Here is a 311-nt window from a genome sequence, read left to right on the forward strand (position 1 = left end):
GTTGGATCATTTGGATACTTGATTGGGGTTGTTGGTTGACCTGGGATGTTTGGAATCCATGATCCGATTGGTTTGTAGGTTACTACTTCTTTAGTATTTTCTGAATCTGCAGTTACTTTTGTAGTTGGTACTGTTGCTTTATCAGCTAAGTATCCTTTAACTACTGGTGATTTCACTTCAGCTAAGTCTTGAGCTGGAGTCCAATCTCCATATGTAACCTCACCTGTAACCAAGTTGACCTTAGCTTCACGTGTGAATTTAGCTTCTTGAGTTACTGTTTTTGGAGTTCCGTCTTCGTTTAATACTGGAGT

The 311-nt window shown here is 39.5% G+C and carries 1 protein-coding gene; it reads right to left on the minus strand.

The features are described 5' to 3' along the window. Positions 1 to 311 (minus strand): mucin-binding protein (locus N8M95_RS09225; protein WP_261117090.1); only part of this gene is annotated, 311 nt, incomplete at both ends.

The organism is Streptococcus mitis, assembly GCF_946190325.1.
GTDB classification, from domain to species: domain Bacteria; phylum Bacillota; class Bacilli; order Lactobacillales; family Streptococcaceae; genus Streptococcus; species Streptococcus mitis_CF.